This is a genomic window from Halomonas sp. BN3-1 (genome assembly GCF_003056325.1).
In the GTDB taxonomy this organism is placed as follows: Bacteria; Pseudomonadota; Gammaproteobacteria; order Pseudomonadales; family Halomonadaceae; genus Halomonas; species Halomonas litopenaei.
Genome location: NZ_PYVV01000043.1, coordinates 1 through 752, shown reverse-complemented (window position 1 = coordinate 752; position 752 = coordinate 1). Strand labels below are relative to the sequence as shown.

The window sequence follows — 752 nt, the reverse complement described above, 5'->3', positions numbered from 1 at the left end:
CCCCGGTACGCTGAAGTCGGTGTGCCACAGGTTCTCGTCACCCATCACATAGTCCACAGGGTTGGGACTGGTGGGGGTGGGGCGATGCAGCGAGCACACGCAGCCGGCCGGAGTGGCGCTTGGCTCGGCTTCGTGGCGGGTGGTCTGGCGATTGTCTGCCGACAGGTAGTGGACCGTACGTTGCCCGGTGACGGCGGTGCCCTGGTGATTGACGTCCCCACGTTGCGACGACCGGCGGCGAGTCGCCTGGGCCAGGTCGCGTATCATCGGCAACAGGCGCTCGAACCCGGCGTTGACCATGGACCTGGCCATCCCGCCGAGCTGGCCGAGAAAGGCGATGAGGCGCTGACGGTCGCCACCAAAGGCCTCGAGCAGGCGGTCAAAGGCAATGAATACGACACGCTTGCCTTTCTCGAGAAGGTTCCACCACTCGGGGTTCTCGTCGATCAGTTTGAGCTGTGTGGCGGCATCGACCGGGTTGTTGATGAACTCGGCGAGTTTGCCGACGATGGTGTCAATTTCGCGCAACAGCTTCGGTTTCTGTTCCTCGAGCTTGGATTCGAGTTCTGCCAGAAAATCCATCGCCGCACCGCCGGCCTGGTTGACCAGAATCTGAGCGACGATGTCGACGCCTTCACCGCGGGCAAACGCCTGTATGCCTTCGCGGATCCCCGCACGTGCAGGTCGGGAGGCGTTGCCAAAGGCGGGCACCAGACCGATGGCGTCGATCACCAGCACCGCCCAGAGCCAGA

1 protein-coding gene is annotated in these 752 nt (G+C 63.6%); it reads right to left on the bottom strand.

Translation table 11 applies throughout. The annotated features are described in order from the left end of the window. On the bottom strand, positions 1-752 hold a 752-nt coding region (locus tag C9F12_RS22205), incomplete at both ends, for a hypothetical protein (protein WP_205254759.1).